Here is a 24,584-nt window from a genome sequence, read left to right as displayed (position 1 = left end):
TGACACTCAACAGATGATGAAGGAGGGCATAAATCATGGTGGTGCAAAGAATTCCGGCCATGACCGCCGGTGGAAGCGGAATCCATGCCGCGATGGAACCCCAGAAAACGGGGGCAGGCAACGTCAGATTGGTCGGAATGGGAATCAAATCGCGCTGATGCTTGGTGGGTTCAACTCATTCATCCATCATAACCGAACTCGGGAAGGTGTCACACGTCATTTGAGGTTTTTCAGATTCATCGAGTTCTTCGCCGGTCATATCACGTTCCGCTTCACGACCTTCGCACGAAAGGCACAATTGAAAACCACACCGTGAACACCGAAAAAATCCTGCGTTGACCCACCCTGCCGAACCGCAGACGAGGCAGGCATTCGTTTCCGTTAGCTTTCCAATGTTTAATGATTTGGCTACCATCATGGTCTCCAACAGGTGGGTGATGAATGTAAATTTTCCCATCGGTTTGGCAAATTTGCAATGTTGGTAGAACGCATCCAGCGGGCCAAGAGACAACGATTTTAATCGTTGAAGCAAACTCCTCGCTGTTCTCTTGAGAACGGCGGCCTCTGCCATCCGGGATCGCCATCCGCTATAAAAGTCGCATGAATTCAACCCCGGATGTGCTGATCGTCGGCTCTGGTGTGATTGGCCTTTCCACTGCTTACCTGCTGGCCAAACAGGGCCTGCAGGTTTCGGTGTTGGAGCGCGGCGAACCGGCCAAGGAAGCCTCTTGGGCCGGGGCGGGGATCATTCCTCCGGGCAATCTCGCCCACACCTCTCACCCGATGGACCGATTGCGGGCACACAGTTCCGATTTGATTCGCCAATGGGCGAATGAACTGGAAGAATTCATCGAATCAAAGACTGGTTATCGTCGCTGTGGCGGGTTGGAATTGTTTGACGAGACGCCGACGGATTTGGAGGCGTTGTGGGGCGGGGAACAGATCCTGTTTGAGAAGTTGTCGCCCGCTCAAACGAGGGAGCTTTGCCCACCGCTTGTTCCTGCCCGCGTGAACTATCACTTCCCTACGATGGCCCAGATCCGGAATCCGTGGTATTTGAAGGCCCTGTTGACGGCCGTCGAAAAGCTCGGCGTACAAATCCTGTCGAACCAGGAAGTCGTCCGCTTCGAGACGGGTGCATCGAGAATCACGGCGGCGATCTCCCAAGATGGTTCCCGTCATCCGGCTTCCAAGTTCTTGCTGTGTCCCGGCGCTTGGGGCGGGCGGTTGCTGGCTTTGCTCGAAATCAATTTGCCAGTGCGGCCGGTGCGAGGGCAAATTGTGGTGTTCCGCACTAAACCCGATTTGCTTCCGAAGATTGTTTCCGTCGGGCCCAATTACTTTGTGCCGCGTGCCGACGGGCGATTATTGGTGGGCGCCACGGAAGACCCCGAGGCGGCCTTCGACAAATCAACCAAGATAGCCGATGCCCGGATGCTGACGGAATTCGCCATTCAGCATGTGCCCGTTCTGAAGAATGCCCCCATCGAACACACATGGGCGGGACTGCGGCCGGGAAGCCCCGGTGGCATCCCGTTCATCGGCCCGGTTCCGGGTTTCGCCAATGCTTTTTTCGCCGGCGGGCATTACCGGGCCGGGATTCAACTTTCGCCCGGCACGGCCCTCGCCATGAGCGAGTTGCTGACTGATTCCCCCCCTTGGCTGGACTTGGCTCCCTTCCGGTTGGACAGAACCTCCGCAGAACCGCATCTCCGACCGTTTCAATCTTAAATTTTCGGGGTACAATGTTCGCAACCCCCGGAGTATTCGATGGATGCCGCCGCCGTCCGGCTGGAAGTCAGCCAACTGGCCGATGACCTTTCCTGGCTGGAAGACCACTCTCGACAACAGCCGGACCGGGCGAAAGCCACCTCCCAACTTCGGCTCGCGGCGTCTCTCGTGCGGAATGTCATCGGCCCCTCGCTAGATGGACAGGGAAAGACGCCGATTCATGTCGCGGTCGTCGGCGGAGCCGGAACCGGGAAAAGCACGGTGGTCAATTTCCTGGCTGGTTCCGCCGTCGCGGAAGCCAATCCCCAAGCCGGTTACACCAGACACCCCACAGCCTATCTCATCGGCCAATCTGGCAGCCATTGGACCGGGCACCTCGGCTTTCTCGGCCCGCTTCGCCGCCTCGACCGCCCCGCCCCGGCGAACCTTGATGAAGATGTGTTTCAAGTGGTCAAGGTTCCGAATTCGCAAAGCAACCCCCTCGGGGATGCGGTGATTTGGGACTGCCCGGACATGACGACTTGGGCCGCCAGCGGCTATCTGTCCCGCCTGATCGAAGTCTCCGGTCTGGCCGACGTGATCGTGTATGTCGCCTCGGATGAACGATACAACGACGAGGTTCCAACGCAGTTTCTTCACCTGCTCGCCCGCACGGGAAAGCCGGTGGTCGTCGTCCTCACGAAGATGCTTCCCTCGCAGGCGACCGCGTTGGTCGAGCATTTCGGCAAGGAAATCCTCAGTCGTTTGCCGGTCGGCCCCGGTGGCCAGCCGACAGTTCCGGTGATCGCCATTCCGGCGTTGAAACCCGAAGAACTCGCCGACCCAACGGGCAAGGCGGCCCCCCACCGGATCGCCCTGCTGAATCAGGTGATGGTCCTCGCCGATCCGGCCAACACCCGCGACCGCACGGTGCGCAATTCCATCGAATATCTGCGATCTTCGCTGCCGGATTTGCTGGGCGTGGCCCGGCAGGACTTGGCCGCGATGGATGTGTGGAAAGCAAATGTCAATCACGGGATGATGGAACTGGAACGCCGATATCAAAACGATTTTCTGGAGGGCGAGGGCTTCAAACGATTCGACGAGGCCCGCGAGCGATTGCTCGATTTGCTGGAGCTTCCCGGACCCGGCAAGGGCATTGCCGTGGCGCTGAAGACCGTGCGATTTCCCTATCGTTTTGTGCGAAACGCCGTCACCAAGGCGGTCACGCGGCCGATGGCCCTGTCCCGGCGAGAATCGGATGTTCTCGAAGAATCGACGAAGGCGATGCTGGATCAGTTGCAGGCCGACGCCCTCAAGCGGGGCGAACAGGGGCCGTTCTGGAAGCATGTTCAAACCGGGTTCAACGCCGGTCTGACAGACCAAGCGTTGGACCAATACCGGGCCACTTTGCGGGAATATCAGCTTCAATCAACTGAGGAAACCGAATCGGCCGCCCGGAACGTCACGGCCGCGTTGGAGCAAAATCCGGCCTCGCTGGCGACTTTGCGAGTCGTCAAATTGTTCTTCGATCTCAGCGCCATCGGCTTGGGAATCTGGGCCGGGGGGCTAAACTGGCCGACGCTGATCTATGTGCCGGTTTTTCTTTCGATCACTCATCAGGGGGCCGAGTTGATCGTCTGGCAATTCGTGGAGGGCAAGCGCCGGGCCATCCGGCAGCACAAACTTCGTACCGTGCGCCAAGTCATCATTTCCCCGCTGACGAAATGGCTTGATGATTGGCCGGTCAGCGGCGGTTCCTCCTACGAAAAGCTCCAGTCCACTGTGTTGCGAATTCCGGTTCAGATCGAGAAAATCCGGGGAATGATCGTGGGGAACAACTCGTGACGAGCGAAACGCCCCCGCCTCCCGTCGAACCGCTGTTGCGAACGCTTTCCCCATTGCTCCACACCTTGGAGCGGGATGTGCGGTCTTGGTTTGAGGGATCGCACCGCCAGCCGTTGCCAATGATCGCCAAGGCGACCCTTCAAGGAATGCTGGACGACATCCGGCGACAAGCGGCCGCCATTGATGTCGATCAACCACTCCTTGTCGTCATGCTCATGGGGGGCACCGGCGTCGGCAAATCGTCCCTGTTGAACGCCCTCGCCAACGGATCGGTCGCCCAAGCGTCGTTCATGCGGCCAACCACCCGCGATCCGGTGGTTTATTACCACGAATCCATCAAGCCGGAACGCCTCGATCCCGCCTTGCGGCATTGCCGGATGGCCCCGCATTCCCGGCCGGAGTTGAAGGCCAAGATTATCGTGGACACGCCGGACCTCGACAGCAATGACATTGCCAACCGCGAGAAGTTGGAAGCGATGCTGCCGGTGGCCGACGTGGTCTTGTACGTCGGCTCGCAGGAAAAATATCACGACCAACTCGGCTGGGATCTCTTCAAAAAGCAACGCCAGCGCAAGGCGTTTGCCTTCGTCCTGAACAAATGGGATCGCTGCTTGCACACTGGCGCGGCCGGTCTCCGGCCCGACCAAGACTTGTTGCGAGATTTACAATCCGAAGGATTCGAGAACCCGTTGATTTTTCGGACGATGGCCCAAGCGTGGATCGACGCGGGCGAGGGCAACCGGCCGGACAATCTCCCGGAGGGGGAACAGTTTCAAGATCTGCGAAACTGGCTGGAGCTGGGCCTCTCGCGTTTGGAGATTGAGGCCCTTAAAGCGCGCGGCGTCGGGCAATTGCTCCGGCAATTGGAAACGGGACTCGCCAACGTATTGCCCCCCGACTTGACCACCGAGGCGGCCAAAACCACCGAGGCATGGAAAACCCTCCTCGAACGCGAAGCGGACGAATGGGCAACGATTTTGGTGAACACCATCGAGCCATACTCGGCCGAGATCGAACACCACTTCCGAGTTGGCGGCCAGCAGCGTTACCGGGGACTGATGGCCGCTTATGTGAAGCTCACGACCCGACTGCGCTTCGCCGGGACTTCTCTTCGGGATCGCATCCCGTTCGTCCCCAAAATCGGCCAACAGCCGGAGACGGCATCAAATTGGAACCTCGCGGCCTTCGCCCACGAATGTACCCGGATCGCCGGGGACAAGGTGTTGAACCAGCGAACCACCGCTTTGGTGAACCGGCTGACGGTGGAAGCCGACCGGCAACGGTTTCCCATTGCCTTGCTTGCGGGCAGCTTGAAAGCCGTTGACCGTGACGAATGGCAGACCCGGCACGACCGGGGCATCATTGAATCACTGACAACGGTGGAAGATCAGATCACCCATCCACGCGGCCTTCGCCGGGTGTTGCAGCTTTTGTTGCTGACACTCGCCAACATATTGCCGGAACTGGTGTTCGTGAGCGCCTTCATTTTGCTGCTGTGGCGCTATTTCATGGTCGAGGATTATCACATTGCGCTGGTCGATTTGTTGCTGCCGTTCGCTCTCACGCTGGTGGTGCTGATCTTTTTGCAATTGTTGATCGCGGTGGTGCTGCCCATGCGCTGGACGGCCGTTAAGGAAGAGTTTCGCCGGCAACTCTCCACACGGCTTGGCACGGAAATGGAACGAGTGTATGAACCCATCCCGGCTGAAATCGCCGGGGTGATTTTGAAGGAACGCGAACACGTCAGCGGGCTGACGAGCAATGTCCGCGAGGTCAACGAATGGCTTGCGGCCCGAGAAAACTCGGCCAACATTGCCGCGATGTACGGGCGTTAAAACAGTTTTTGGATGATTTGGGTGCTGCTCGGCAGAATCGGCGTCGGCCGGTTGGCGATGTCGTACACCATCGCGTGCGGGTCCATCCCCAAGGCATGATAAGCGGTCGCCAGCACATTCGGATAAGGGATCGGATCATCTTTGGCGACGGCCGCGACGGAGTCGGTCGAGCCAATCACCTGTCCCACTTTCATCCCGCCCCCGGCGAAGATCGCCCCGTTCACCCGCGCCCAGTGATCGCGTCCGGCGTCCTTGTTGATCTTCGGTGTCCGGCCAAACTCGCCCCAAACAAGAACGGTGACTTCCTCGTCCAATCCACGGGAATAAATGTCTTCGATCAAGGCCGAGATGCCGCGATCAAACAGCGGCATGTGTTGCTTCAAATGCCTGAAGTTCTGCCCGTGCGTGTCCCAGAAACCATACGCAACAGTGACCACCCTCGCCCCGGCTTCCACCAAACGGCGGGCCATCAGCAGTTGGTCGTTCCACATCGGTGCCCCGTCGCCAAGGTGCTTGTTCGATCCCCGGCCATAGCGTTCCCGCACGGCCATTGATTCCTTGGAGACATCAAGGGCATCCACCAGTTTGCTGGAGGTCAGCACGTCGAACGCCTTCGAGTGGAAGGTTTCCGTCATGCCGCTTTGATCGGCTGATCGACGGGCCTGATCCATCATCGCCAGCAGGGATTTGCGATCCTGAAGCTGGTCGGCCGAGACGCTGAGATTCTTCATCACGGAGACTTCGTCCCCGTCCACTTTCACGGCCGCCGCCGAGCGGCCGAGCTTGCCGGTGTGCGGCGAGTTATACGGCTTGTGCTGCATCGTCGGGAAGAGATCGACAAACGGCGGGATGAGGGGATCAACCGCCCCTTGCGTCTTGGCGACCACGCAGCCGAAATGCGGCTTCTGTTCCCGCTTGGCGGTGTCCATGCCGACGCCGCACATGTTCTGCCAGCTTGAATGCTCGTCAGCCAGTCCCACGATGGACCGCACCAGCGTCATCTTGTCCGCACAGCGGGACATCATCGGTAGCAATTCGCCAACTTGGATGCCCGGCACGTTCGTGTTGATCGGTTTGAATTCGCCACGCACCTCGGCCGGGGCGTTCGGCTTCAGATCAAAGGTGTCTTGGTGGGAGAGACCGCCGGATAGGTACACAACAATGATGGACTTGTGCGACCGGGTTTTGGCGGCCGCCTCGGCCTTCATCAACCCCGGCAGGGTAAGGCCGCCGAGCGACCATGCCCCGACTTGCAGGAAATTCCGCCGTGAAACGTGATCGCAAAACCGGGAGGCCGGGCCGAGGACGTTCAACATGGGAATCAATCCAACAGGGGAAGAGTGTTTCTGGCAGGCAATCAAACGATAGTATAAAGCAACACCGAACGATGATCTATCGGAATTTTGGAACAACTTCATGACGGCTAGGGAATTGTTTGAGGAAGGGCAACTCGGCGAGGCGATCCGGGAACAACGATTGGTCGTCGGCCATCATCCGGAGGATTTGTCAGCCCGGTTGCTTCTGTGCGAATTGCTCGCCTTTGCCGGCCAATTCAACGCCGTGATCGAGCAATTGAAGAGTTTCCCGCCGACGGACGAGGCGTTTCAGGCTTATCTCGATGGCTGGGAAGAAATCGTTCAAGCCGACATTGCCCGGCAAACCGGAAAGCCCCCGGCTTACTTGCTCGACCCGCCGGAGTATGTGGGGTTGGCCGCTGCGGCGATCCGGCAATCCAACGACGAACTGATGGATCAAGCCTTGGAATCCATGTCCGTGATGGAGGGACATATCGACGGCCGGGAGTTTGAAGGCTGCCGGGACTCGGACGATTCGCTGGCGGGAGTGTTGGAATTCTTCGCGGACGGGGAATCGATTCAGGTTCCTTGGGAGCATCTGCGAAAATGTCGGCTGGATGCCATCGAATGTCTGCGGGACCAACTTTATCGCCCGTCGACCATCACGCTGATCGACGGCCGGGTGATCGAGGGATTTGTCCCCACCAACTATGTGATGGAGGCAGACGCACCGGAAGAACTCCGGTGCGGAATGGGAACAGACTACGGGGATGATTTTGGAATGCGCGGAATCGGAGCGAAACTGTTTTTGATTGGCGAGGAGGAACTAACCCTCGCGGAGTTCACCCAATTGGAACTCCGACCGGTTCGTTAAATCGCCAGCATTTCAAGAGCGCCGCGGGCGGCCCGGCGAACATCAAAATCGAAATCGGCACAGGCCTCGAGAAGAGCTTCGACGACCTCATCCTCACGAGGCTTGAATTTTCCCAGCAAATACGCGGCCCGCTCCCGAACAATGGCGTCCGGATCGTGAATCGCGGACAACAGATGCGGGACACAATCCGGCCCAATTTTCTTGAGCGTGGACCCGGCGATGGATCGCACCCGGCTGTCGTCGTGACCCAACAAGGGAATCAAATACTGGATGGCTTTCGTCGCCTTGGCTCCCATCCGGCCCAGCGAGGCCATCGCCTCCAACCGGACGCTGCCGTGGGAATCCTGCAAGGTTTCAATCAATGCCGGCAGTGAACTGGCGGCTTTCACGCCGAAGTCGCCCAAGGTTCGCGTGGCCCGCTTCCGCACATGTTCGCAAGAATCTTTGAGGGCGTCGATCAGCGCCGGAACCACCTGACCAGAGGTTTCCCCCAGTTCATTCAGGCCCACGATGGCCATCGCCCGAACATCTTCATCATCCGAATGCAAGGCATCGAGCAAAATCCCGGCGGCATCATCCCGGTACTCGTCCGGCAAAGTTCCGGTCATCACCGCCACAATAATACGACGAACGAGTGCAAATGGATGAAGAGCAACTGCCATGTTTTCACGCGAGAATGAGGAATTCCCCGTGCCTCGGGCACCAAGGAAATCAGACCGAATATTCAGATGAATTGGTATAGAACAACTTTTCGTTGGAAGTGTTTTATCCGTCACAATTTGAACGGGTTGCCATGAACCGGATTATTAATCCGATCCGATTCATGGCAAAGCTGAAAAATCAATTATTGGCGGCGGAAACTGAGCACGAAAGCCAGCCCGCCCAAGATCAGCCCCAAGAGCATCGTGATCTGGTGCAGTTGGAAAGACAATCCCCCCTCCGCGCTCGCCTTCAATACTTCCTTGCTCGCCTCGTCACTCAAACCAATCACCAAATGAGGAACAGCCGCGACCAAGGCTCCCAGAACGCACAGCCCCACCGAAATTCGCTGATGGTAGAAAATTGAGGATAAGAGGATCAATCCGGCCACCAAGGGATTAAGACTGTCCAATATCCCCGACAGATCGATTCCGAGAATCTTGAAGTCCGGCAGGGGGGCGCGCCCCAGCAACACTTCAAAGGACCCGATGGCCTTCTTCGCCGCCTCCGTGGCCACTTTGGAATTCTCGGAGCCGGTGACGGTCTGGGTGTCCTTGGCGATGGCCGTGAGAGCCTTCTCGAATTGCTTGGCCCACAACGCTCCGGAGGCGATCAGCACGGCCGACAGCACAAACCGGAATTGCCAGCCGGTCACAAACTTGGCGATCTTTTTCAGCTTCTCCCCCGGTTTCTTGGGGAGTTTCTTCGGGGCTTTGACGGCCGTTTCCATCATCTTGCGGACGTTCACCGGCTTGCCCGTCGGCTTGGCCTCCTTGATGACGGCCACTTGCTCGACAATCTGCTCGGCGGCGGCCTCGGCCTGTTCCTCCGCTTCCTTCTTGGAAACGCCCTCGGCCTGGAGTTTCTTGGATTCGAGTTTCGTCAGCAGCTTTTTCGTCTTCGCTTCCTGCCGGGCCTGTCGGGCCTTGTCGATCCTCGCCAACAACGGCTCCCGCCAGGAGGCATGTTGCGGCAATTTCACATCCCCGGAGATTTCTTGCACTTTCGGCCGGATGGCCAGTTTGGCCTCGAAGCCGAAGAGGGTTTCGTAGAACTCTTCCCAATCGCGTCCGGCGTTTTGGGCCACGAATAGCCGCAGTTGATCCTCTTCCAAACCGGCGACGCGGAATCGCTTCAGCATCTTCTCGGCTTCCTCGATCACCGGCTGGCGTTGCCCGGCCAGTCCCCGGTCGAAGAGGAAGTGCATCACGAACGCCAGCCCGACGGCCACGACGGCGGTTCCGAGGAAGACCCAATGCAATCCCAGCAAGAACAACGCCAGCACGCCGATCAAACCGCCGAAGATCGCCATCGCCCAATCAGTGAACCTGGCCCCGAAAACCCATTCGCGGGTCTTGCGGAACACCAAGGTCTTGCGCATCACCCCGTCCACGACGAAATAGGCCAAAACTGTTTCAACCATCAGAGCGAGAACCGCCAGCGAAACAATCGCCCCGCCGGCGAAAGCTCCAATCACCGTCGCCAATAAACCGCCAATGAAAAACGCGGGAATAATCTTCCGGCGAATCTTCGCGGCCGAGACGTTATTGAATTTTTGGACGCACTCTTCAAGCGTGGTCACATGCTCGGCGGTCGGCTTGAACGGCCCTCCTTTGCCGGGGAGACATCGTTCCAAACCGGCGATGAATTCATCCATCGTCTGCTGGCGTTCCTCGGCGGATTTCGCCAGTGATTTCAGGAGGACTTCATTCACCTCCGGCGGAAAGGCGGCCAGCGGGGTCGCCGGTTCGGTGGCGTGTTTCGCCATCAACTCAAAGATGGTTGTTCCTTGAAACGGCGGTTTCCCGGACAACAGAGCGTAAAGGGTACAACCGAGCGAATAAATATCCGCGCGGGGATCGACATGGGAGGCATCCCGGCATTGTTCCGGGGACATATAAGATGGCGAACCCATCGCCGTGTTCACCGCCGTGATGTCCGACGGCAACGAACTTAGCCCGGTCATTGATTTTCGGGAGGCCGCCATGTCGCGTTCGGTTTTCGGCAACTGATCGTCGGATGCCGTCATGGCGGCTGTTTTCACCAAGCCAAGGTCGGCGACTTTCACGACCCCGTGAACATTTAACATCAGATTGTCTGGCTTCACGTCCCGGTGGATCATCCCGCGATCATGGGCGAACTTAAGGCCGCGGGCCGCTTGAATAATGTGGCTGATGGCCGCCTCTTGCGACATCCGGCCATCCTTCTTGATGACTTCGCCAAGGGACTTGCCCTCCACAAATTCCATGCTGAAGAAGTTGATGCCCTGTTGTTCCCCAATGTCGTAAATCTGCACGACATTGTGATGCACCAACTGGGCGGCGGCATAAGCCTCGCGAGTAAAGCGGGCGAGAAAAACCGGGTCGCTGGCCCATTTGGCGTTCATCACCTTGAGGGCGACCGGCCGGTCGAGCGACACCTGCCGGGCGAGATACACCGCCCCCATGCCGCCGCGTCCGAGTTCCTTTTGAACCTCGTAGCCGCCGAGGATATCCGGCATCTCCCGTTCTTCTTCGGCCGCCGCCTTGGCGGCTTTCTTCTTCGGCTTCGCCGGAGGGGGAGCCAGCGTTTGTTCGTTGCTCGTGCCTTGGGTCGGCGGTTCAAACACCCCGGTTCGGTCATCCTCCGACGGGGAGGCCTCGCCATCGGTTGCGTAGGTGGCATTGGGATCGACGCGGGCCGGGTGTTTGTCGAGATACGCCCCGGTTACTTCCGTGTTCTCAGAGTCGGCTCGGGGTTTGACATGCAAAGCCCCGGTCACTTCCGTGTTGTCCGAACCTTGCGGGGGAGTCGCCGGGGCCTGCGTCGATTCGGTGTCCTCGGCGCTCGCGGATTGCCGGGAATCGGACGAAGGCGCAATCGTGGCATCCGGGTCGGCCTGAACCTTGGCGCGAACCGGAGCCGCTTTCTTGACGGCGGCCGGCACGGGGACGGCCATCGTGGCTTCCTCGGGGGCCGGAATGTTCGGCGTTTCCCCCGCGATTTTGGCGGTGTGCCATTCGGTTTCAATTTCAACCGGGACGGTCAGCGAGATCTTGCCGCCGCACTTGGGGCATTTGGGCGTGTACTTGCCGGGTTTCGGCGCGGTTTTGACGGTGATGCGGAATTCACAATACGGACAACGGAAGGCCACGGCGTTGTTCCCTCCCCTTTGAGAGTGGCGAGTTTGGCACGAGCAAGGTTATTGTCCATCCTGTCCGTGTTTATGGCAAATGAATTACATGTGATGAAAATTCCCTGACAATGCACGCCCACCACCCGCCTTTTGCCTGTTTTTCCTGATTAGGGCTGTTTGAGATTTGAGAGTGGTAGAAGTTTCAAAACTCCCCTTGCGGATGATTTGCCGGTTCGGGTATGGACCGGAAGCCAAAAATCAGGGGTTCATGATTGTGAAGCGGTTCGGGCGATCAATCGGGAGTCTTCTTCTCGCGGGCGGGATCTGCGCCTTTCTCGCGGGTTGCCTCTCGGGAAGCCCGACTTATTTCCCGTACCTGTTCCCCGGCGGCATGGCCAGCCGCAGCCACGCCAAGCCCATCGGGAACGGCTATTTCGCCGATTTTGACCCCCATTCCAAACGCCTGGAAGTCCGACCGGAACAAACCTCCATCCCCATCCGCGGGGCGCAGGTGGTGATTGCCACCATCTATGATGCCGACGGCAAGCCCCGCCGCTCCCGCCGTGTGGAGTGGATGCTAGAGGGACCGGGAACCCTCGTCGAAGTGGATGAAAGCGGCTATCTGCCGGATCGCGGCCTCAAGGTGGACAACAAGTTCGGCTACTCTTACACGGACTATTTCGAGCACACGATCACGCGCGGCACCCGCGACCCGAACGACGATTTCGTGATCGGCCCCGGCCAGACATATTGCATCGTCACCTCGGCCGTCGAGGGTCAAACCAATCTGATCGTCTATGCCCCGGAAATTGCCGACTGGGAACGCAACAAATGCTTCGTGAAGCTCAACTTCATTGACGCAAGGATGCAATTCCCGGCCGCCGTTTCCGCAAGAGCAGGAGGAGAATACACGTTCTCCACAAAGATCAAGCGCATCACCGAGGCGAGCGCCAAAGACTATCGCATCCGCTATCGGATCATCGACGGCCCGCCGGCCGCCCTGACATCGGGTTTGGGCGGTCCTGTCGATAGCGTGCTGGAAGCCACCACCACCCCGTCGGCCGACGGATCGGCCAACGTGCTGATCCACCAACCGGCCGCCGCCACGGGAACCAACCGTGTGGCGATCGAGGTGATGAAGCCCAATGCCGACGATCCGGCGAAGTTCACGGTGGTTTCCCGCAGCGAAACCAAGATCACCTGGCAATCCCCGGAAGTCGGTGTTTCAATTGACTCCGGAAAATTTGCCCCGGTGAATCAGGACTATCTGGTGACTTATGCCGTCGCCAGCAAAGGGGGCGTGGACACCCAAGCGATCACCATGAACGCCACCGTGCCCGACGGAATGACACTGGTGAAAACCGAACCAAAGGCAACCGTTGATGGCGACACACTCATTTGGACCCTGCCCGGCCTGGCCGCCGGGAGACAGCAAACAGTTCAAGCCACCTACCGCCCGACCCGATTGGGCAACACGACTCTCACCGCCAATGTTCGCACGCTGGACGGACTCTCCGCTAACGGGAACAACGTCGTCTCGGTGGCCGAGGGGAAACTGACACTTACTCTGGAAGGCCCGAAGTCCGGTGTCGCCGGGGAGGTTCTGCCCTTCAAAATGGTGGTCACCAACGGCGGCAACGGGCCGGTGGAAAAGGTGATGGTTCGCGGCCGTGTCGAAGAAGGATTGGAAACCGCCCCGAATTCGGATGTGGTTAACGAAGCCATCGATTATCTCGACGCGGGCGCGTCCAAAACCATCCAAATGCCGGTCACCGCCAAACGCGGAGGCAAATTCCAGATTCAGGCGGGGGCCATTGCAGACGGCAACGCCAAGGCCATCCCGCAGACGGCCAACGTGGACATTCAAGAAGCGTCGTTGTCGGTGACGGCCCACGGGGTCGGCCGAGCGTATGTCGGTCAGGATGTGACTTGGGAATTGGTGGTCCGCAACCAAGGGGACGTCCCCATGAGCAATGTGGCCGTGAAGGCCACGCTGCCACCGGAAATCTCTTTTGTCAGCGTCACCGAGAACGGCAAAGCCGTTGGCAAAGATATCGTCTGGCAATTGGGTTCGCTCGCGGCCCGCCAGGAACGCACGCTTACCGTCACCGGCCTTTGCGAGAAACGAATCGAGAAGGCGACCCTCACCGCCGTCGTCGTCGGCGATCCGGCAACCAACAAAGACGGCCAGATTCGCACCGTCTCACTGGTGAAACCGGTCACCGGCGGGAAGCCTGTCGAGTCCAGTCTGCAAATCCTCGGGGTTCCCTCGGTTCAAGTGGCGATTCGGGAATCGGCCGACCCGGTGACGGTGGGACAGAAAAACACCTACACCGTTCGGGTGAAAAACGGCGGCACCCACGAAGTGACCAAAGTTGACGTGCGAATGGACGTGCCGAACCAACTCAAACCGGTGCGGGCCGCCGGGGCGGGAACCAGCGGAAAGATCGACGGGCAACAAATCACGTTCCCGCTGATCCAGACGCTGGCGCCCGGCGCCGAGACGGTTTTCACCATCGAAACGGAGGCCCAAACGCCGGGGGATGCGAGATTTCGGGTGGAAGTTGTCAGTCCTAGTATCAAGCAGCCCGTGCGGGCCGAAGAACCGACCCGAATCATGGAACGCGAATCAAGACCCTACAATCGGTAAAGCGATCGGATAAGGATTCCGATAAGATATGCGTGCTCTGGAAACGCCCTCCCCCGCTGACAGCGCTTTCCATATCTCAGACGATTGTTGGATGATTTTTTTCCCTAACCCGGCGGATGAACGCAAGACATGACGAACGACCAAGGGCAAAACTTCACACCTGCTCCCGAGCTTCCGATCGAGCTCGAACGGGAGACCTACCTGCTGTTTCGGGAATTTTTTGACAAGGCCGAGAAGAAGCGACGCTGGAACATCAACGAAGATATTCCTTGGGACCAATGCAACCGGAATCTCAATCCGGTGATTGCGGACGTGATCGAAACGTTCACGGCCGTCGAGTTGTACCTGCCGGATTACACGTCGAAGATTCTCCCGCTGGTCCGAAAAAGCAAGGGTCGGGCGTGGTTCTACGCGAATTGGGGTTATGAGGAATCCAAGCACTCCCTCGCCTTGGGGGACTGGCTCGTCAAGTCCGGTCATCGCAGTGAAGAATACATGGCGGACCTTGAGCGCAAGGTGTTTGCCCGCGAATGGAACCTGCCGCAGGACAACCAACTCGGGATGATCGCCTACGCAATGGTGCAGGAACAAGCCACCTTCTTGAATTACAAGAAGCTCCAGAACCGCATTGAGGGAATGGAACGCGATCCCGCCCTCGAAACGCTGCTCAGTTATGTGTCCGTGGACGAAAAGTCCCACTTCGGCTTCTTCCGCGACTGCCTGCGAATTTACATGAAGCACGACCGCGACGCGGTGATCCTGCAACTTCGCCGCGTGATGAATGAATTCGCGATGCCCGTGGTCCACGACCTGCTAGACGACAGCACCCGCCGCATTGCCGAGATTCAAAGCCTCGAATTGTTCGATTCGCACATTTACTTCCGCGAAGTGTATCTGCCCGTGATCCGCGATCTGGGCATCACCCGCCAGGAAATGCGGACGACCATTCGTGAGAAGAAATCCCTCAAGTATCCCTGAGCCGGGTTTGCGCCAATTTCACTTCATAAACTGATGGCATCATCCGAATCCCTTTCGAGAAGATGCCATCATGACCCCGCTCGAATCACTCGTCCAATCGGGTACGAAACTCTGGCTGGATTCCGTGGACCCCGACGAGGTTCAAAAGAACCTCAAATTCGGAGCCACCGGCGCCACCTCCAATCCGATCATCGTCTCGGATCTCATCCAGACCGGTCGGTTTGACAAACCCCTGACCGACTATGTCCGTCAGGGATTGTCGGACGAAGCCATCGCCTGGAAACTGACGGACGATTTGGTCCGGCAGGCCCAAGCCGCGTTTGAACCTGTTTCCATCAAAACCCACGGTGACGATGGCTGGGTGAGCTTTGAACTCGATCCGCTGATCGAAGACCCGGCATCGACCGTCCCGGCCGCCGAACGAGCCAAACGGTACATCGAGTTGGGCAAGCATTGGTCGGCCGGACATCGCAACCGGATGATTAAGGTTCCGGCCACCGAGGGGGGCTTGCTCGCCCTCGAAGAACTGGTGGCCGCCGGTATCACGTTGAACGTCACGCTGATTTTCAGCGAACGACAATACAACGCCGCGAGAGAAGCTTGCTGGAAGGGCGCGCAACGCCGGGCCAGCCGGGATTCGTTCAAATCCGTTTACAGCATCTTCGTGAGCCGGTTGGACGTTTACACGGAGAAGCATGTCCCCGAGTTGTCACCCGCCGCCCAAGGGCAGGTTGGCATCGTGAACGCCAAACTCCTCTGGCAGTTGAACCAACAGTTCTGGGCCGACAAAAAGCTGCCGCTCAAGCAGGAAATCATCTTCGCCAGCACGGGAACGAAAAAGAAAGAAGACCCGGCTTGGAAATACGTCGGCGCCTTCGCCGGTTCGGACATCGAAACCAACCCGCCGAAGACCAACGCCGATGTGCAAGCCAGCGGCCAGATCCTCACCAAGCAGGTGGACAAACTCCCGGCCGACGCGATTGTGAAAGAGATTCAGGAAAAGGTGGACATGGCGAAACTGGAACAGACCCTCATGTCCGAAGGTCTGATGAAATTTGCCGATCCGCAAAAAGCATTGCTGAAACTGATCGCCCAAAAACGAGCTGAAGTGAAGTAATCGCTGAATAACCATGAGTAGGCCAAGCTTGAAAGTTTGGCCTACTTCGCTTTGACCAGTTCCAATGTCCCCCACAGCGAGGGGTCTTCCCCAAAGGGGAAATCTCCCGTCACACCGGGGGTTTGTTCGCCCAATTCAAAATCTCTGACCGAGTAGAACATCCCGAGACGCGGGTATTGCTCCGGGTCATAGCCGGTGAGAACGCTGGCGTTGAAAAACGCCTCGATGCGATAGCCCCCTTTAATCCGTTCGCAATGGAATGGAATATCGGCGACCGAGGCCAGCGGGGCATCCTGCAACGCCCGGTTGATTTTGGTTTGGACGACGCAAGGTTCATCTTTGTTGCTGCCGCCACCGGCCGCCAGCAAATGGAATTGGTGACAAGTCCGCGTGGCCCGGTGACTGCTGCGATCTCCCCGCGTGTCGATCCACAAAGAAACGCCATCCGATTGACGCGGCCGATCCTTGTCCCCGATGGGGTGATTCTCTTTGCCCTTCACCGTCACGCACACGGCCAGCCCGAATTCATTCCAAGCCAGCCGGACTTCCGCGAATGGCTTCGCCTCGTCGATGTCGGACAGCGAATCCAACCGGCCGGACAGCGGAAGTTCCGGCAATCCCTCGTCGTCGGTCCCCGGCAGATCTTTGACATAGGGCACCGAGTAAAGCGTCCGCGTCAAAAACCGATACGGCAAAATGGCCATGCTCTTGAATCCCTTCGTTGTTTTTTGGGATGAGAAAGAGAAGAAAAGGCATTAACCACAAAGACGCAAAGATCACACAAAGTTTCACCAAGAAAACCCAATTGATCGAAAGCGACAACCAGAAGGAAACCAAGCATTCATCATCGAAAAATTGTCTTTCATTTGTTCCTTCTGGCTTCTTCTTCGCTTCTAATCTGTTTTGTTCTTTGTGAAACTTTGTGTGATCTTTGTGCCTTTGTGGTTAATGCCTTTTCTTTTCTCTTAATCGCCAGACGGAGCCGGAGCGGCCTTCGGCGGGTTCAACAAACTGCGTTCCAGCACCTCACGAGCCCGGTCAAACTCTGGTTGCCAGGTCACTTCCGGGGACATGCTGGCCATGCAATCCCGCAGCTTTTCGAGGGTGTTTTTCGCCATGTGCGGGCATTTGTTGCATGCGCAACTGACGCCCGGCACGGGGTGATAACGGTGTCGCGGATGCTTGGATTGTAACTGCCACATCATGTTGGCTTCCGTGGCCACCAGAAAATCGGTGTCCTCCTTGAAGCTACCGACGTGTTTGATCATGTTCTCGGTGCCACCGATGAAATCCGCGTGTTCGAGGATGTTCGCCGGGCATTCCGGGTGGGCGATGGTGTTGCCGTTCGGATATTGCTTCTTGAGTTTCAGCATGTCTTGAACGCTGAAAATCTCATGCACCATGCACGAGCCGTTCCAGAAGATCATCTTCCGGCCGGTCACTTCGCTGAGGTAACGGCCCAAGTGCTGGTCCGGAACGAAGAGAATTTCAAATTCCTCGGGCACCCGCCGAATGATCTCCTCGGCATTGCCGGAAGTCACCACCCAATCTGACAGGGCCTTTACGGCCGCCGAACTGTTGATGTAAGTGACCGTCTGGAATTTCCGGCCGTTGATCCTCAACATCTCTTGATATTTGGCAAGCTTGTCGGCCGGGCAGGAATCGGAGAGACTGCACCCGGCGTCCAAATCCGGCAACAGAACGGTCTTGGCGGGGTTGAGCATCTTGGCGGTTTCGGCCATGAAATGCACGCCACAGAACACAATGACGGGCGAAGAGACTTTCGTAGCCTCTCGGGCGAGCTTCAGGCTGTCCCCGGTGATGTCGGCGAGTTCCTGAATCTCCCCCTCTTGGTAGTAGTGGGCGAGGATCGTCGCTCCGATTTTCTTTTTCAGGAGCTTGATTTCCGCGACCACGTCGTCGGCGACGGTGGCAACCATCGGCGGCCTTCTTTCTGTTCCCTTGGGGAACGACAGTCCGGACTATTGAATCTCATCCTGCCGCCAGATGCGGAAGCCGAATCCGTTTAAGTCGATTTCTTCGCCGCGAGGCCCCCCCTCCGGGGTGGGTTCCCGCTCGACGGTCAGCCGGAGAAAGCCCCAAATACTGGCCGACTCCCCGGCATGATCGTAACCGTGAAAATCGACATCGGCCTCCAGCGTCCAGCGCCAGGTGCGGCGTTCATTCCCGGCGTCGCTTGATTCTTCCTGCCAGCCCTTTAGCACCCGTTCAATCAATTGAACGGCTTGTTTGTAAACCTTGGCTTCCTGGACGGGAAGTTGCAATTCGTCCGGCCCTTTTTCGACATCCACGCCGGCGATGGCCTTGATGCCATCAAACATGCGGTGTTCGATGGACGACGCCCGCCAGGGGGACCACAGGTAAAACGTGATCCCCGGCCCGTCGAACGATAATCCGTACAAGTCCATCCGCATGAAACACTCCGCATGACGCCGGTTCGGCTCTTCCCCTTATCTTAAGTTGTTCAGCAACTCCCGGCGAGCCGAAGACCTTTCTCAAACAGATTCCGCAAGTGTTCTTGGGGTTCTATCCCCACAGACACGCGAATCAGGCCGGGAGTGATGCCTTGGGCAAGTTTTTCCTCGGTTGAGTCGTAACGATGGGAGGTTGTGTCCGGATGGCTGATGGTTGTGTGCAAATCCCCCAAGGACGGGCTAAACGTGATTTCCGGCACGGCCCGCATGAAGCAATTGACTGCCTCCCGGCCCCCGCCCAGTTCGATGCAGAGCATGTGTCCGGCGCCGTTTGGGAAAAGTCGCCCGGCCAGCGCAAAATCCGGATGGCTTGGCCGATTGGGGTAATGGACCTGTTTCACCAAACCGGAAGCATCGAACCACTCAGCCAATTCCTTCGCGTTTTGTGTGGAAGCGTTCATTCGCAACGGCAGCGATCCAAGCCCGCGTTCACACATCCAGCAATCGAACGGATTGGCCGAGAAACCCCATGTGCTGATGAGTTGGACAAGTGATTCACCCGTCGCGGCGTCATTCCCGGCGAGTAGCCCAAGCGTCACATCGCCGTGGCCGCTGATGATTTTGGTGAGGCTTTCCATCACCATGTCGGCCCCCATTTCCAATGGGCGGCACAACACCGGCGTGGCAAAGGTGTTGTCCACGATTACCTTCGCCCCGTGGCGATGACATACCTCAATCAACGCTGGAAGATCAACGACCCGCAGCAATGGATTGGAAATCGTTTCGACGATCAAGGCTTTCGTCGGCGTTTGCAGGGCGACTTCCAGCGAGATCAGGTCATTACAGTCGACAAAAGAAGCCGTCACACCGAAACGGGCCAATTCAGTCTTCATGAGCCGATTGGTGCGGCCATAAAGGCGATTGCTCGCCAAAATTCGGTCCCCGCCGGAGACATAGGCGAGCAAGCTTGCCGAGATGGCCGCCATGCCGGAAGCGGTCACGAAACCCCATGTTCCCTTTTCCAACAACGCCAGTTGTGAAGCGAGATTCCGGGCGTTTGGGTGGGCGTCTCGGGCATAGAAGAAGCCGGGTTCCTCGCCGTTCATCACCCGGTCGAGGGCATCCAGATCGGGAACATCGTAAACGGCCGATTGAAACAGCGGCGTGGTATGCGGACGGGTCGGGCCAAGGGGGGGAAAAGCCATGTCGATCCAATTGCCATGTCGGCGTTCCCAAGGCGGGCGGTTTCGGAAATCATGAAACCCCGCCGACGGAACCGGGTAGTATCTGCAATTAGCTTATGGTCAACTCTCGCCATCCGGGGCCATCCATGCGTCGGCCACTTGTATTTTCGCTTTTGTGCGGTCTGATGGTGACGGCGAATGTCCATTCGGCCCCCAAAGATCCCCTGCGGTTTTTCCCGGCCGAGGCCACGCAGGTTGTCGCCGTGGTTCCACAACCCCGGGCACTTGTGGAAGCCCTTCTGAATCATCCACGAGCCAAGGACGCCCAATCGCTGCCGCAAGTGCGGGAATTCCTCGACAGCGCCAACCTTCGCAAGTTCTTTCAACTGCTGGCATACTACGAGAAAGATTTGGGGGCCAGGTGGCCCGAACTGCTCGACCAATTCGCCGGGGACGGACTCGCGATTGGCGCCAAATTCGGGGACGACAACGCCCCTGTCTTGGCTGTTCTCCAAGGGCGAGACAAAGCCCGAGTGACCAAACTGGTCGAACTCATTACTTACTTGGTCGAAGACGAACGAACCCGCGCCGGTTCCAAAGAGGCGATTGCCCGAAAGAAATATCAGGGCATCGAAGCCATTGAAATCAGCAAAGACCTTCTGATTGCCCAAGTCGGGGATGCCCTGTTGGTCGCCAACAAAAACGAATCCCTCAAGGCAGGCATCGACCAGCATACCGCCAACACCAAGGATTCGGCCGCGAAAAATCTGGCGAATAGCTCCGTGAGGAAAGACGTGGGCAAAATTCTGGACGGCGATCCGCTCGCTTGGATTTGGGTCAACCTCAAGCCGTTGAAGGAACGACAGGAGGCGAAAGATCTGTTCGCCACCCCCCGGAGCAATGTGATTTTGACTGTCCTGTTCGCGGGGTTGCTGGATGTCGCCCGTCGGGCCGATTATGTGGCCGTCGGGTTCTTCCGTGAAAAAGATGATCTCAAGTTGACAGTCCGGCTCCCGGCCGGCCGAAAAGACACCGCCCCGGATGTCGAACTTCATTTGCCGAAAGATCCCAAAGCGGGCGGTTCGCTCGCCCCGTTCGATCTTCCCGGAATGCTTGCCTGCCACAGTTTTTACATGGACTTCGACACGTTCTACACCAAGAAGGATCAAATCTTCCCGCCGCAAACCTCCAAGGATTTGGAGAACGCGGAAAAGCAGATCTCCCGCATCCTGATTAACTCCACACTGCCGAAATTCCTGGCCTCCACCGGCGTGCATCACCGGGTGGTGGCCGTGCAACCGGAGAAGGTGCCGGGATATGGCAAGCAACCAGAGACACGCCTGCCAGCGGTCGCTTTTGTGACCACGATGCGCGATCCCAGTTTCGCCAAAAGCATGACGAGCATCATCAAGGCCGGCGCGTTGGCCGCCTCCGGGCAAGCCACCTTGCGGTCATGGGAAGAGGAAATCGAAGGCGTGCAGGCCTTCGGTTATTCCTTCCCGGACAATGGCAAGTTCCCCGATGATCCCATGAACATCCGGTTCAATTATCAACCAACCTTTGCCGCCGTGGATGACCAGTTCATTTTCGCCTCCAACAAAGGTCTGTGCCGCGATCTCATCAAGACCATCCGGGCGGAAGGCAAAAAGACCGCCGACAACGCGAACTTGCAAACGGCCGTCAATTTTCGCGGACTGAGCGACTTCACCAATGTGTTGCCGGAAATCCCGCTGGCGGGAATGATCCTGTCGCAAGGGGTGCCGTTGGCCGAGGCCAAAACACAGACAGCCGTCTTCTACAAGTTCCTCGATTCTCTCGGCAGAGTGACATTGAAGACCGAATACTCGGGCACGGAATTCCATTTTGATTTGCTCTGGAAACCGGCCAAGTAACCACACGACACACCGGACAAACGGACGATATTCGATGGTCAAGAATCTGGATCCAAAGTGGGCATGGGAACCCTACTCCCCCGGCGAAAAGCAGCCGTGGACGAAGGCTCGCGTCGGTCATTTGTATCGGCGTCTGGCGTTCGGGGCGAATGTTGCCGAGTTGCGGCAAGGGGTTGCCACGGAACCCCAGAAGCTCATCACGAATCTTCTGGCCGGGCGAAACCCATCGCCCACCTATGACGCAGCCACCGAAGAATATCTGGCGTCCAATGCCGAGAAGTTTAACCAAGATGTTCAAGCCTCCGGTTGGTGGCTCTACCGGATGCTACACGGCCCCGCCCCGGCGACCGAAAAGTTGACGCTGTTCTGGCACAACCACTTCGCCACCAGCAACACCAAAGTGCAAAACGTCGGCCACATGGTCCGACAATATCGGCTGATGAACCGAAACGCCCTTGGCAAGTTCGATGTGATGCTTCAGGAGATGTCCAAAGACCCGGCCATGATGATCTGGCTGGACACAGTCCAAAGCAAAAAGGGGATGCCGAACGAGAACTATGCCCGCGAGTTGATGGAACTCTTTTCACTGGGCATCGGCAACTACACCGAGAAAGACATCCGCGAAGCGGCGCGAGCCTTCACCGGATGGGAGTTGAAGGACGGGAAATTTGCCGCGAACGCCAGCCAGTTTGACGACTCGCCGAAAACCGTGATGGGCCAGACCGGTAACTTCAAAGGCGAAGATATCGTCCGGATTTGCACGAAACAACCGGCCTGCGCGAAATTCATCGTCAAGAAGATGTTCCGCTTCTTGGTCAGCGAATCGGAGGACATCTCCCCGGCCCTCGCGGCCCCGCTGGAAAAATCATTCGCCGACGGCTTCGACATCCGCAAGCTGGTTGAAACCATCGTTCGCTCCAATTTGTTCCACAGCGAACATGCCTACCGGACCCGCATTAAAGCCCCGGTCGATTATGTCATCGGCATGACCCACGCCCTCGAATCCCGGATGGGGACGATCAACGGTTCGCTGAACCTCGCGACCGCCCTTGAGAACCTTGGCCAAAATGTCTTCCATCCCCCGTCGGTCAAAGGGTGGGACGGCGGCCCGACGTGGCTCAACGGGCAGACGCTTCTCTTCCGGCAAAACCTCGCCCTCGATCTCGCCCGCCGCCCGGCCGGACCGGACAAGCCCGCCCTCGCGTTGGCTCTGGCCGAGGCCCATCATTGCAAGTCGCCGCAAGATCAGGCGGCGTTGTTCCTTGATTTGTTCTTGCAAGGCGATGTGCCGGTGGAAACACGGAACCGAATCAACGAATACGCCTCGACGGTGACCAAACAGAAAACCCCGCGATTCTGGTCCAAGCGGGACATCGTGGAACAACAAGCCGTGAGCCTTTGTCATCTGGTGATGACACTTCCCGAATACCAACTCGATTGAGGGCATGTGCCATGACGAACCGCCGCCAGTTTATGCAATATTCCTCGCTTGTCGGGCTGGGAAGCAGCGTCCCGACGTTCTTGGCGCGCACGGCCCAAGCCGCTCCGGATGCCGCCAAGCCGGGGGCGAAGGACACCATCCTCGTCGTCGTCCAACTCACCGGCGGGAACGATGGACTGAACACCGTCATCCCGTTCAAGGACGAAACATATGCCAAGTATCGTCCCACCATCAAAGTCCCCGAAGACCGCGTGAAAAAGCTGAACGACCACATCGGCCTGCACCCGACGATGGATGGCCTCGCCGGGCTTTATGAGGACAAGGCGCTGGCCGTGATTCAGGCGGTTGGCTACCCCAACCCGAGCCAGTCCCACTTCCGGTCGATGGACATCTGGCACGCCGCCAGCACCGCCGACAGCCTGACGGAAGGCTGGATCGGCAAAGCCCTCAAGACGATGAACTGCCCGGCGTTCCACGTTGCCGGTGGCAACGAGTCCGCCCCGCTGGCCCTCACCGGCGCCCCGGCTCGAGTGCCGTCAATCACGAATCTGGCCGACTTCCAGTTGAAACTCTCCGACCAAGCGGGCCAGCGGGACATCGTGCGCAAGTCCGCAATGCCCTCGACCAACACCGGTTCCCAAACCGGCTTGCTGGACTTCGTGCAACGCACCGCATCGAACACCTACGACAGCAGCAAGAAACTTCAGGAACTCAGCGGCAACTATCAGCCCAAGGTTCCCTATCCGCAAACCGGGCTGGCGAACCGTCTCAAAGTGTGCGCCCAATTGATCGACGCCGGGCTTGGCTCGCGGCTCTTTTACGTCTCCATCGACGGCTTCGACACCCACGCCAGCCAAGGCGGTCCGCAGGGATCGCATGCCAATTTGCTGACGGAAGTTTCCGGCGCGATCACTGCCTTTTACAAGGACATGGCCGCCCGCGGACACAAAGACCGCCTGATGGTGATGACCTTCTCCGAGTTCGGCCGCCGGGCCAAGGAAAACGGCAGCAAGGGAACCGACCATGGCAGTGGCGCCCCGATGTTCCTCGTCGGCGGGAAAGTCAACGCCGGCGTCCACGGCAAACACCCGGACTTGAACGACCTCGACATGGGCAACCTGAAATTCACCACCGACTTCCGACAAGTCTACACCGGCATCCTCGACCAATGGCTCGGCGTGCCATCGAAGGATATTGTGGGTGAGGGGCAAAAGGCGTTCAAAGTGATGGTGTGATGACAGGGCGATATTTGAAGAAATCAGAGCCTTTTGAGGGCACAAATAATTGAGAAAAAAGACGAGATTGGCTTTTCGACGATTCAATTATTAGGTATCGGGGGTATGGGCATCGGCTTATCTGTCTCTGTATCGTTCTTCTTCAAATTTGCCCTTGGTTTGACAATAACCAGCGGAGGCTCGACACTCGTTGTTGTGGATAATTTCTCACCAGTGATCCCGCTTAAAACAACATAGACAATTCCATCAGGAGTTTTTTGCTCTGTGATTTCGGGT

At 57.9% G+C, this 24,584-nt stretch carries 19 protein-coding genes; 10 read left to right on the top strand and 9 right to left on the bottom strand.

All coding sequences use genetic code 11. From position 1 onward, the window contains the following. Window positions 1-175 precede the first annotated feature (175 nt). Window positions 176-571, bottom strand: a complete 396-nt coding sequence (locus tag BGIM_RS0122930) for a hypothetical protein (protein WP_020472070.1) — start codon at window positions 569-571, stop codon at window positions 176-178. 29 nt (window positions 572-600) lie between these two features. Between BGIM_RS0122930 and BGIM_RS51915 the strand changes: the two genes are divergently transcribed. From BGIM_RS51915 to BGIM_RS58050, 3 genes are read left to right on the top strand one after another with little or no spacing between them, the layout of a single operon-like run. Further along, window positions 601-1,731 carry an NAD(P)/FAD-dependent oxidoreductase gene (locus BGIM_RS51915; protein WP_020472069.1) on the top strand — a complete coding sequence of 377 codons (1,131 nt, stop codon included), beginning with the start codon at window positions 601-603 and terminating at the stop codon, window positions 1,729-1,731. Window positions 1,732-1,770: 39 nt separating this feature from the next. After that, window positions 1,771-3,558 (top strand): GTPase, encoded by a 1,788-nt coding sequence (locus BGIM_RS0122920; protein WP_020472068.1) that lies wholly within the window; start codon window positions 1,771-1,773, stop codon window positions 3,556-3,558. Further along, window positions 3,555-5,393, top strand: coding sequence for a GTPase (locus tag BGIM_RS58050; RefSeq protein ID WP_029630319.1), 1,839 nt, complete (start codon window positions 3,555-3,557; stop codon window positions 5,391-5,393). Before BGIM_RS0122920 ends, BGIM_RS58050 begins: the two co-directional genes overlap by 4 nt. Here the strand turns inward: BGIM_RS58050 and BGIM_RS0122910 are convergent. Beyond that, window positions 5,390-6,709: a DUF1501 domain-containing protein gene (locus BGIM_RS0122910; protein ID WP_029630317.1), complete on the bottom strand. Its 1,320-nt coding sequence runs from the start codon at window positions 6,707-6,709 to the stop codon at window positions 5,390-5,392. The two genes, BGIM_RS58050 and BGIM_RS0122910, sit on opposite strands and share 4 nt — an antisense overlap. Window positions 6,710-6,809: 100 nt before the next feature. Between BGIM_RS0122910 and BGIM_RS0122905 the strand changes: the two genes are divergently transcribed. After that, window positions 6,810-7,562 (top strand): type VI secretion system accessory protein TagJ, encoded by a 753-nt coding sequence (locus tag BGIM_RS0122905; RefSeq protein ID WP_020472066.1) that lies wholly within the window; start codon window positions 6,810-6,812, stop codon window positions 7,560-7,562. Here the strand turns inward: BGIM_RS0122905 and BGIM_RS0122900 are convergent. After that, a complete protein-coding gene (locus BGIM_RS0122900) occupies window positions 7,559-8,170 on the bottom strand; it encodes a HEAT repeat domain-containing protein (RefSeq protein ID WP_020472065.1) in 612 nt (203 codons plus the stop codon). The two genes, BGIM_RS0122905 and BGIM_RS0122900, sit on opposite strands and share 4 nt — an antisense overlap. A 236-nt stretch (window positions 8,171-8,406) precedes the next feature. Next, window positions 8,407-11,394, bottom strand: a complete 2,988-nt coding sequence (locus BGIM_RS58045; RefSeq protein WP_020472064.1) for a bifunctional serine/threonine protein kinase/MFS transporter — start codon at window positions 11,392-11,394, stop codon at window positions 8,407-8,409. A 172-nt stretch (window positions 11,395-11,566) separates the two neighbouring features. Between BGIM_RS58045 and BGIM_RS0122890 the strand changes: the two genes are divergently transcribed. From BGIM_RS0122890 to BGIM_RS0122880, 3 genes are all read left to right on the top strand, one after another. After that, window positions 11,567-14,026: a DUF11 domain-containing protein gene (locus BGIM_RS0122890; protein ID WP_157369352.1), complete on the top strand. Its 2,460-nt coding sequence runs from the start codon at window positions 11,567-11,569 to the stop codon at window positions 14,024-14,026. 129 nt (window positions 14,027-14,155) lie between these two features. Further along, window positions 14,156-15,004, top strand: coding sequence for an acyl-ACP desaturase (locus BGIM_RS51900; protein WP_020472062.1), 849 nt, complete (start codon window positions 14,156-14,158; stop codon window positions 15,002-15,004). A 70-nt stretch (window positions 15,005-15,074) separates the two neighbouring features. Further along, a complete protein-coding gene (locus BGIM_RS0122880) occupies window positions 15,075-16,121 on the top strand; it encodes a transaldolase family protein (RefSeq protein WP_020472061.1) in 1,047 nt (348 codons plus the stop codon). A 41-nt stretch (window positions 16,122-16,162) separates the two neighbouring features. Here BGIM_RS0122880 and BGIM_RS51895 read toward each other — a convergent pair whose 3' ends face one another. The 4 genes from BGIM_RS51895 to BGIM_RS51890 form a co-directional block, all read right to left on the bottom strand. Then, the gene (locus tag BGIM_RS51895) at window positions 16,163-16,825 is read right to left on the bottom strand and encodes a DOMON domain-containing protein (protein WP_020472060.1); all 663 of its coding nucleotides are present in this window, start codon (window positions 16,823-16,825) and stop codon (window positions 16,163-16,165) included. A 261-nt stretch (window positions 16,826-17,086) separates the two neighbouring features. Next, window positions 17,087-18,061, bottom strand: coding sequence for a quinolinate synthase NadA (nadA, locus tag BGIM_RS0122865; protein ID WP_020472058.1), 975 nt, complete (start codon window positions 18,059-18,061; stop codon window positions 17,087-17,089). Between the two features lie 42 nt (window positions 18,062-18,103). Continuing rightward, complete coding sequence (locus BGIM_RS0122860) at window positions 18,104-18,556, bottom strand: hypothetical protein (RefSeq protein ID WP_020472057.1); 453 nt, start codon at window positions 18,554-18,556, stop codon at window positions 18,104-18,106. Between the two features lie 50 nt (window positions 18,557-18,606). Further along, complete coding sequence (locus tag BGIM_RS51890; RefSeq protein WP_020472056.1) at window positions 18,607-19,761, bottom strand: trans-sulfuration enzyme family protein; 1,155 nt, start codon at window positions 19,759-19,761, stop codon at window positions 18,607-18,609. A gap of 125 nt (window positions 19,762-19,886) precedes the next feature. On the opposite strand from BGIM_RS51890, the gene BGIM_RS0122850 reads away from it, so the two are divergent. The 3 genes from BGIM_RS0122850 to BGIM_RS0122840 are packed head-to-tail and all read left to right on the top strand — an operon-like array spanning window position 19,887 to window position 24,308. After that, complete coding sequence (locus BGIM_RS0122850) at window positions 19,887-21,632, top strand: hypothetical protein (protein WP_020472055.1); 1,746 nt, start codon at window positions 19,887-19,889, stop codon at window positions 21,630-21,632. A gap of 34 nt (window positions 21,633-21,666) precedes the next feature. Continuing rightward, complete coding sequence (locus BGIM_RS51885; RefSeq protein WP_020472054.1) at window positions 21,667-23,073, top strand: DUF1800 domain-containing protein; 1,407 nt, start codon at window positions 21,667-21,669, stop codon at window positions 23,071-23,073. An 11-nt stretch (window positions 23,074-23,084) separates the two neighbouring features. Then, window positions 23,085-24,308, top strand: coding sequence for a DUF1501 domain-containing protein (locus BGIM_RS0122840; RefSeq protein ID WP_020472053.1), 1,224 nt, complete (start codon window positions 23,085-23,087; stop codon window positions 24,306-24,308). An 83-nt stretch (window positions 24,309-24,391) separates the two neighbouring features. Here the strand turns inward: BGIM_RS0122840 and BGIM_RS67235 are convergent. Continuing rightward, window positions 24,392-24,584: hypothetical protein (locus BGIM_RS67235; protein WP_238537705.1), on the bottom strand; the 193-nt coding region annotated here is incomplete at its 5' end.

It is taken from the genome of Zavarzinella formosa DSM 19928, assembly GCF_000255705.1.
GTDB lineage: Bacteria > Planctomycetota > Planctomycetia > Gemmatales > Gemmataceae > Zavarzinella > Zavarzinella formosa.
This window is presented reverse-complemented; position numbering and strand designations above follow the sequence as displayed.

Coding starts and splice junctions, on each gene's coding strand:
- BGIM_RS0122930 (WP_020472070.1), bottom strand. CDS start 571: ATGGCAGAGGCCGCCGTTCTCAAGAGAACAGCGAGGAGTTTGCTTCAA.
- BGIM_RS51915 (WP_020472069.1), top strand. CDS start 601: ATGAATTCAACCCCGGATGTGCTGATCGTCGGCTCTGGTGTGATTGGC.
- BGIM_RS0122920 (WP_020472068.1), top strand. CDS start 1,771: ATGGATGCCGCCGCCGTCCGGCTGGAAGTCAGCCAACTGGCCGATGAC.
- BGIM_RS0122910 (WP_029630317.1), bottom strand. CDS start 6,709: ATGTTGAACGTCCTCGGCCCGGCCTCCCGGTTTTGCGATCACGTTTCA.
- BGIM_RS0122905 (WP_020472066.1), top strand. CDS start 6,810: ATGACGGCTAGGGAATTGTTTGAGGAAGGGCAACTCGGCGAGGCGATC.
- BGIM_RS0122900 (WP_020472065.1), bottom strand. CDS start 8,170: ATGACCGGAACTTTGCCGGACGAGTACCGGGATGATGCCGCCGGGATT.
- BGIM_RS51900 (WP_020472062.1), top strand. CDS start 14,156: ATGACGAACGACCAAGGGCAAAACTTCACACCTGCTCCCGAGCTTCCG.
- BGIM_RS0122880 (WP_020472061.1), top strand. CDS start 15,075: ATGACCCCGCTCGAATCACTCGTCCAATCGGGTACGAAACTCTGGCTG.
- BGIM_RS51895 (WP_020472060.1), bottom strand. CDS start 16,825: ATGGCCATTTTGCCGTATCGGTTTTTGACGCGGACGCTTTACTCGGTG.
- nadA (WP_020472058.1), bottom strand. CDS start 18,061: ATGGTTGCCACCGTCGCCGACGACGTGGTCGCGGAAATCAAGCTCCTG.
- BGIM_RS0122860 (WP_020472057.1), bottom strand. CDS start 18,556: ATGCGGATGGACTTGTACGGATTATCGTTCGACGGGCCGGGGATCACG.
- BGIM_RS51890 (WP_020472056.1), bottom strand. CDS start 19,761: ATGGCTTTTCCCCCCCTTGGCCCGACCCGTCCGCATACCACGCCGCTG.
- BGIM_RS0122850 (WP_020472055.1), top strand. CDS start 19,887: ATGCGTCGGCCACTTGTATTTTCGCTTTTGTGCGGTCTGATGGTGACG.
- BGIM_RS51885 (WP_020472054.1), top strand. CDS start 21,667: ATGGTCAAGAATCTGGATCCAAAGTGGGCATGGGAACCCTACTCCCCC.
- BGIM_RS0122840 (WP_020472053.1), top strand. CDS start 23,085: ATGACGAACCGCCGCCAGTTTATGCAATATTCCTCGCTTGTCGGGCTG.